The 7,099-nt window shown below is 38.6% G+C and carries 8 protein-coding genes and 1 pseudogene; all 9 read left to right on the top strand.

Annotation, left to right across the window (positions count from 1 at the left end; all coding sequences use genetic code 11):
* Window positions 1-188: pseudogene (locus WA010_RS03420) on the top strand (hypothetical protein); the annotation flags it as partial.
* A gap of 352 nt (window positions 189-540) precedes the next feature.
* The gene (locus WA010_RS03415; protein ID WP_422555770.1) at window positions 541-780 is read left to right on the top strand and encodes a helix-turn-helix domain-containing protein; all 240 of its coding nucleotides are present in this window, start codon (window positions 541-543) and stop codon (window positions 778-780) included.
* A 3-nt stretch (window positions 781-783) separates the two neighbouring features.
* Window positions 784-1,032 carry a hypothetical protein gene (locus WA010_RS03410; RefSeq protein ID WP_422555769.1) on the top strand — a complete coding sequence of 83 codons (249 nt, stop codon included), beginning with the start codon at window positions 784-786 and terminating at the stop codon, window positions 1,030-1,032.
* Window positions 1,033-1,137: 105 nt separating this feature from the next.
* Window positions 1,138-1,422 (top strand): HU family DNA-binding protein, encoded by a 285-nt coding sequence (locus WA010_RS03405; RefSeq protein WP_299924521.1) that lies wholly within the window; start codon window positions 1,138-1,140, stop codon window positions 1,420-1,422.
* 140 nt (window positions 1,423-1,562) lie between these two features.
* Window positions 1,563-3,014 (top strand): hypothetical protein, encoded by a 1,452-nt coding sequence (locus WA010_RS03400; protein WP_422555768.1) that lies wholly within the window; start codon window positions 1,563-1,565, stop codon window positions 3,012-3,014.
* Window positions 2,992-3,396: a peptide-methionine (R)-S-oxide reductase MsrB gene (gene msrB / locus WA010_RS03395; RefSeq protein WP_422555767.1), complete on the top strand. Its 405-nt coding sequence runs from the start codon at window positions 2,992-2,994 to the stop codon at window positions 3,394-3,396. The genes WA010_RS03400 and msrB overlap by 23 nt, the downstream gene beginning before the upstream one ends.
* A gap of 3 nt (window positions 3,397-3,399) precedes the next feature.
* The gene (locus WA010_RS03390) at window positions 3,400-3,933 is read left to right on the top strand and encodes a peptidylprolyl isomerase (protein ID WP_422555766.1); all 534 of its coding nucleotides are present in this window, start codon (window positions 3,400-3,402) and stop codon (window positions 3,931-3,933) included.
* Window positions 3,934-4,039: 106 nt separating this feature from the next.
* Complete coding sequence (locus WA010_RS03385) at window positions 4,040-5,521, top strand: inorganic phosphate transporter (RefSeq protein WP_422555765.1); 1,482 nt, start codon at window positions 4,040-4,042, stop codon at window positions 5,519-5,521.
* Between the two features lie 159 nt (window positions 5,522-5,680).
* The gene (locus WA010_RS03380; RefSeq protein ID WP_422555764.1) at window positions 5,681-7,009 is read left to right on the top strand and encodes a TrkH family potassium uptake protein; all 1,329 of its coding nucleotides are present in this window, start codon (window positions 5,681-5,683) and stop codon (window positions 7,007-7,009) included.
* Window positions 7,010-7,099 lie beyond the last annotated feature (90 nt).

Genomic DNA, 7,099 nt, shown 5'->3' with positions numbered 1-7,099 from the left:
CACCTTCTCTTCCAAGTGGCTTGATTGAGCTTAAACGATATCTTAAATTTATCGGAATGGGTTCAGATGAACGTAAGAGCGTTAAACGACGCTTTGAACTTGCTTACGGATCAGATATCCGAATTATCCAGAAAGAGGGAGAATTTTACGTCGACCTCTCCAAATACGATTACACCGACTTTCTTTAATCCTCCTATTACACACTTTCTAGGCAGGGGCATTTGTTCCTGCCACCTCCTAAAGCCACCAACATCTCTTCAGGGGAAAAATCATTTCCAGCTACACTTTTTTTACCACAACTAACCCTTTTTTAAACACCACCTCTATTTTCTTTCTCTCTTTCAGATATCGATTTTATTGCAAATAATATACGTTTTTCTGTATATTAAATACGTTTTATGATTATTTAAATATGGAATAACAAATGCTTTATTCGTATTTATGTTACTAAAATACATAAATACAGTTTCTTAGTTATTTATTACGAATAGTATATACGGTTTAATGTTTATTTCAAGAAAAGCATATTACAATGGAGTGATGGAAATGAGCGACCTTTTTAATCTTCTTCACAATGCCGTCGAGGCACAACGCAACGGTAAGAAGATTTCTCAAAAAGAGATGGCATCTGAACTTGGAATTTCCATGAGAACCTATCAGGACTGGCGTCTAGGCAATGCCAAACCGCAGGCAGCAAAAGCAGTATTAGACATCCTAGGGATGCTTGAAGATGATGAGATTATTCGAGTTGTTAGAAAAATAAATAAACTTAAAGGGTAGAAGATGGGTAGTAGTCTAAGTGAACAAGAGCGTATCGGGTTAGAAGATGTTTTTTTATCCATCTCTTCTTCGCGAAACATCACCCAAAAATGGTCAAATTGGGGAAAAAATCTCGTATTCAACTTAAATAAAAAAATCATTCCATCATCGCTGAATATAAGTAAAAATTCAAAAATATGGCTTCAAAATAGCCTAAAAACCAACAAAATTACAAAACTATTCACTAAAATACAAAAAAGAAGAAAAATTTAAGGTAAGAGATATTAAAGTATTCGCGGCTAAAACACTTATCCCTTATGCACCCCGAAAATTCGGGTGGTTTGAGTGTTATTCGCATATCTAAATCAAGGGCAATAAATGAATAAAGCACAATTCGTAGAGTTGGTTCAAAAAAGCGGTGGTTACAAAACAAAAGTTGAAGCTGAAACAGCTATTAAAGCTTTCACAGAAGCGGTAACCGCAGCTCTTGTTGCGAAAGAAGAAGTTTCATTGGTAGGATTCGGAAGCTTTGCATCTTCTCTTCAAAAAGGGAAAAGCGGTAAAGTTCCAGGAACCACAAAAACTTACAGTACTGCAGATAAAATGGTTCCGAAATTCAAACCAGGTAAAAGTCTTAAAGATTCTGTAGCAGCTGGAAAATAATTCCAAACTTTCTCCACTTGAGGGGGCTTCCCTTCAAGTTTTTCTCTTCTATCAAAAGCCTTTTGTATCGTGTTATTGAAATTAAGTTATAATTGTTATACAAAATAACTGATTTAAAAGACAGGCAGAAAGGTGTAGCAGTGTTCTTATCTTTTCTATCACGTTTTTATTCTTCTACTTCTAAAAAAAGCTCTCACTATAGTGAAGATGAATATGCCTCTTTAAAAAAATTTACTATCAAAGAAAGGGGGGAATTTTTTCAAAATTTCAACCTTTTTCACTATGGGATCACGACTCCAATAGATACACTTATTTTTTTACCTCATTATGGTATTTATTTTGGTGAAACACTATCATGGAAAGTATCAGACCTTGAAAATGCAACGATTGAACACTCTTCATTGCAAAAAAAACGTTCTTCTGAAACCCATTTAGAAAATATTGAATCTAAAATTCGCGCTAAACTCCAAGATGTATTGTCTTTTGATTTTACTCCCGTATACCGTTTTATATGGATGCGCTATCTGAGTGAAAATGAATTTGATCTTCTTGATACTTCGTTTCATGAACTTTTGCCAAAAAATCGAATCTTATTTTATAACGAAAGTATCAATTCCATCCAATCTAAGCTCCAAGCAATCGGGCACTATCTTCAAATACCTTTATCAACTCTCCAAATTATCGGTGCACTAAAAACACATAGCTATATTTTACCAACCTCTGAAAATCAATCCGGAGCACTTCTTTCTCCACAACAAAATGAATTTTTAACATTACCGCTAGAGAAACGAACTCATTTATTCGGTGGATACGGAACCGGTAAAAGTACCCTATTAATCCGTAAAGCAATGTTTATTCTCTTAAATCAACCCAATGAAAAAATTGTTGTTTTTGCACCGACTCTTTTAGCATCAGAATTATTACGAAATGAATTTGTTTCATTAATGTATTACGGAGTCTTAAATATCGATCTTATCCGAATTGTTTTTTCTAGTGTTCAAGAAGATCTTGAATCCTTTAAACCTTTCCAGGATGCAACTATCATTATTTGCGATGATATTGACCGAATGAATACTTATTTTATTAAAAAATTACAACAAAAAGCGGCTAAGCGAATTCTCCTTTTCACCTCTCTTTTGGAAGATACCCTTGCTGACATCAATTATCCACTTTCTTATACATATCGAAATCCGCTCCCTACATTTCACCTAAAAACCAATGAAAAAGGGGTACTGCCAACGCTTCTCTTAGAACTGCGAAAATATACTTCCGAACAGGGGAAAAGAATTCTGATTGTTCTAACAGAGAACCGTTTCATCTCACTATACAAAGAGTCTATTGATGAATATTTAGGTGTCAACATCCATTTTTTAACCCCTACGTTTTCGCTTCAATCTCAAAACTTTGATGATCTTATCATTACCACAGACACCTGTTTAAGCGGACTATCCGCTTCCCATGTGTTTATTATATCAACAGACTATTCTCAAGATTATTCTTATCCCCTAAGCCGTGCATTAGAAACAGCAACTATAATCACTTATTCAAATTCACAAGCGGAGACTCAAGATGCTGAAAATCATAAAGAGTGATAAAGAATGGCAACAACAACTTCCATCGCTCACTTATCATGTAACTCGTCAGCATGGAACAGAACAACCATTTAGTGGCGAATATGTCGATTTTAAAGGGGATGGAGTTTATCACTGCATCTGCTGTCATGTACCACTTTTTGATTCGAGTGCTAAATTCAATTCAGGAACAGGATGGCCGAGCTATGATTCTCCAATCTCTCCCGATGCACTCGAAGAAAAAAAAGATATCACTCACGGTATGATTCGGGTTGAAGTACTGTGCGCAACCTGCGATGCCCATTTGGGACATATGTTCCCCGACGGACCACCGAGGACAGGTCTTCGTTACTGCATCAATTCCGTTTGTCTAACATTCACACCACGAAATAAGGAGTCTTAATTTATGCGCATTCTACTGACACTCATCACCCTCGCTAGCTTAACCTTCGGAGCATCTCATCCAAAAGTCGAACTCCAGACGACGCAAGGGGATATTACTCTCGAACTTTACGACGATGTTGCCCCTTTAGCAGTTGAAAACTTTACAACACACGTTAAAAATGGCTATTACAATGGTCTGACGTTCCACCGAATCATCAAAAATTTTATGATACAAGGGGGCGATCCAACCGGAACCGGTGCCGGCGGTGAATCGATTTGGAGAAAACCATTCAAAGATGAGTTCAAATCGGGAGTTGTTTTTGACAAAGTGGGGATTTTAGCCATGGCGAATGCCGGTCCGCGCACGAACGGTAGCCAGTTTTTTATCACCACTGCTCCAACACCGTGGCTAAACGGATACCATACAATTTTTGGTCGTGTCATTTCAGGAATGGATACATTGGCAAAACTCAATAATGTTCAAACCAATGGTCAACGAAGCGGTGATAAACCCCTCCAAAACCAAAAAATCCTTAAAGCTACCCTACTTCCATAATCTTTTGCCCATTTTGGGCAGAACTCCATACAATATGTAATCATTTTGTAATCTTTTAGTATCGTAAATGTAATATAATTACGCTTATCTTACACTTGGAGTCTTGATGTTCTCTCGTGACAACCTCTTTTTCGGCGGCATGTTCATTATTGTCACTGCTGTATTCATGATTTGGGGATTTAATTACCTCGAAAATAACCACACGCTCTTCGTCCTTGCTACCTTATTCGGTATCTTTATGGCATTTAACATCGGTGGAAACGATGTCGCTAACTCATTTGGAACAAGTGTAGGAGCTAAAACCCTCACGGTCAAACAAGCTCTTATGATTGCGGCTATCTTCGAACTCGGCGGAGCGATGCTTGCAGGTGCCGAAGTTACCAATACGATCCGAAAAGGGATCGTTGATATCTCGGCAATGGATTTCGATCCAATGTTACTCGTTTTCGTTATGATGGGTTCACTCCTCTCAGCAGGAACATGGCTTCTATACGCAACATTCAAAGGCTACCCTGTCTCAACGACACATGCCATCGTCGGAGGGATTCTAGGAGGTTCTGTCGCGCTTGGATACGCTACGATGGAAGTGGGAGAATCAGTTTTCGGACTCGTTCACTGGGATCAAGTGACTAAAATCGCTATTAGCTGGGTCGTTTCTCCGATTCTAGGAGGTATGGCATCCTATGGAATCTATTGGTATTTGAAAAAAAATATCCTTGATTACAATGACAATGTTGAAACACATATTGATCATATTAAATCGCAAATTACGGCTCTGAATGCTTCACACAATGCAGAAACAGCAACTGCGGAAGAAAAGGCAAAATACGAAGAACAAGTGCATGAGCTTAATCGTCTTAAGAAAAAACAAAATGCTTTCTATGCGCTTCGCACCCATGCGCCGATCGTTGCCGCATTCGGTACGGCGATGATTGCCGGAATGCTATTGTTTAAAGGGCTTAAAAATGCTAATTTGGGTCTTAATGATGCCCAAATCTATATGTTGTTGGCAGTTTTATCGACATTGATGTACGGTGTTGTGTATGCAATTATCAAAGTAATGCACAAAGATACGCCGCACAAAGCAACTATGCGTGTTTTTAGTATGCTTCAAGTCCTCACGGCATCCTCATTTGCATTCAGCCACGGGGCAAACGACATTGCAAACGCTATCGGACCGTTCGCTGCTATTATCGATATTTTAGCTACCGGCAATATCAATGCTGAATCTCCGGTTCCCTTTATCGCTATGGCAACCTTCGGAGTTGCTCTCGTAGCAGGGCTCTGGTTCATCGGTAAAGAAGTTATCGACACCGTCGGAAGCCGCATTACCGAAATCTTCCCGGTAACCGGGTTTGCAGCCGAGTTGGGTGCAACGCTCGTTATTCTCCTCGCAACCGTCATGGGTATTCCTGTCTCATCCACACATATCCTCGTCGGAGCAGTTATCGGCATCGGTATGCTCAATCGTGATGCTAACTGGAAATTGATGAAACCAATCGCTATGGCATGGGTTATAACGCTCCCTGCTGCTGCTGCAATGGCAGCACTTTTTTTCTTCATCCTTAAAATGCTATTTGGTTATTAAACCAAGTAGCTCGTACTCTTTTTTTTCTTTTATCTCTGTCAACAACTTTCTACTATACTTAATACATTTAACTATATAATTTCTCTTTTCAATATTACTCTCTATAGAATTTTAAGTATCGGATATTACTTCTTATACGATAACGATACATTTAAAGGATTGACTATACATACACAAGAGATAAAGATTATCCTTTATAGCTTCATAGGATTAATTTTATTTGGAGCCTTTCTGCTTCTTATGCCGTTTGCTCATAATGGGGATTTAAGATTTATCGATGCTCTATTCACTTCTACGTCTGCAGTATGTGTCACAGGATTGATTGTCAAAGACACTCCTGTCGATTTTACCCCGTTTGGTCATGTCGTTATTCTTACACTGATCCAGATTGGCGGACTTGGATACATGACCGCCGTCACCTTTATGGCTGTTATGCGTAAGCAAAAAATCAATCACCGTGATCGTTTGATCCTCAAAGAATCCCTAAATCATCCTGGGATGGATGGGTTAGTTCATTTTATCAAAATTGTATTCGCTTCAATTATTATTATAGAAGCTATTGGTATGGTTCTTTTAACGCTTCGTTTTTGGCTTGATATGCCTTTTGGCAAAGCGGCATGGTATGGTATATTTCACGCGATATCAGCATTTAACAATGCTGGTTTTTCCCTCTTTAGTGATAACATGATGAGATATCGTGGCGATTTTGTTATCAATCTTACAATACCCGTATTAATTATACTCGGAGGCTTGGGGTATATTGTATTACTCGAAATTTACAATTATCGACGAGAACGTCTGTTCCGTATTTCAACTCATACCAAAATCGTATTGTCCATGAGTGCCCTATTAATAATCATCGGTATGGCATTATTGCTTTCTTTAGAGTGGCACCATGCATTTAAATCGATGCCTTTGACAGAAAAATTATTAGCGGCATGGTTTGCATCCGTTAACTACCGAACAGCAGGATTTAATAGTATTGATTTTTCTACATTAACCGATGCAAATCTTTTTTTCTCAACTTTTTTAATGATGACAGGGGGAAGCCCGGGTGGTACAGCAGGAGGGATTAAAACCACGGCGGTTGCACTTGCTCTCATCGGGGTATGGTACACACTACGTGGAAATACACATGCTCATATTTTCCGACGTTCTATTTCACCCTATCAAATCAACAAAGCGTATGCAGTTATTTTCGTTGCCTCAATCTACGTTGTATTGTCAACCATTATTTTAAGTGAAGTAGACCGATTACCCTTTTTACGTATCTTGTTTGAAACAACTTCTGCGTTCGGGACCGTTGGACTATCGACTGGAGATGGAGGAGTACTGAGCTACAGTGCCCTTTTCAGTGATTGGGGAAAACTGAATATTATTGTATTGATGCTGATGGGACGTGTAGGAGTATTTGCTTTTACCATCATTATCGTCGGAAAAGCGGTCGAAAGCCGTATTAAATATGCAGAAGGAAAGGTTATTATTTAAATGGATACATTTGCAGTCGTTGGTTTGGGAAAATTTGGGTTTCATGTTGCCAAAGGTTTGGCACAGCAAGGGTTAAGTGTTATTGCGGTT

Origin of the sequence: Sulfuricurvum sp. (assembly GCF_049305995.1) — a bacterium.
Taxonomy (GTDB): Bacteria; Campylobacterota; Campylobacteria; order Campylobacterales; family Sulfurimonadaceae; genus Sulfuricurvum.
The sequence above is the reverse complement of the archived record's forward strand: the minus strand, read 5'-3'. Positions and strand labels throughout refer to the sequence as shown.

Bases quoted from the DNA above. Each gene is read 5' to 3' on its own strand.
- WA010_RS03415 (WP_422555770.1), top strand. From the start codon at position 541: ATGGAAATGAGCGACCTTTTTAATCTTCTTCACAATGCCGTCGAGGCA.
- WA010_RS03405 (WP_299924521.1), top strand. From the start codon at position 1,138: ATGAATAAAGCACAATTCGTAGAGTTGGTTCAAAAAAGCGGTGGTTAC.
- WA010_RS03385 (WP_422555765.1), top strand. From the start codon at position 4,040: ATGTTCTCTCGTGACAACCTCTTTTTCGGCGGCATGTTCATTATTGTC.
- WA010_RS03410 (WP_422555769.1), top strand. From the start codon at position 784: ATGGGTAGTAGTCTAAGTGAACAAGAGCGTATCGGGTTAGAAGATGTT.
- WA010_RS03390 (WP_422555766.1), top strand. From the start codon at position 3,400: ATGCGCATTCTACTGACACTCATCACCCTCGCTAGCTTAACCTTCGGA.
- msrB (WP_422555767.1), top strand. From the start codon at position 2,992: ATGCTGAAAATCATAAAGAGTGATAAAGAATGGCAACAACAACTTCCA.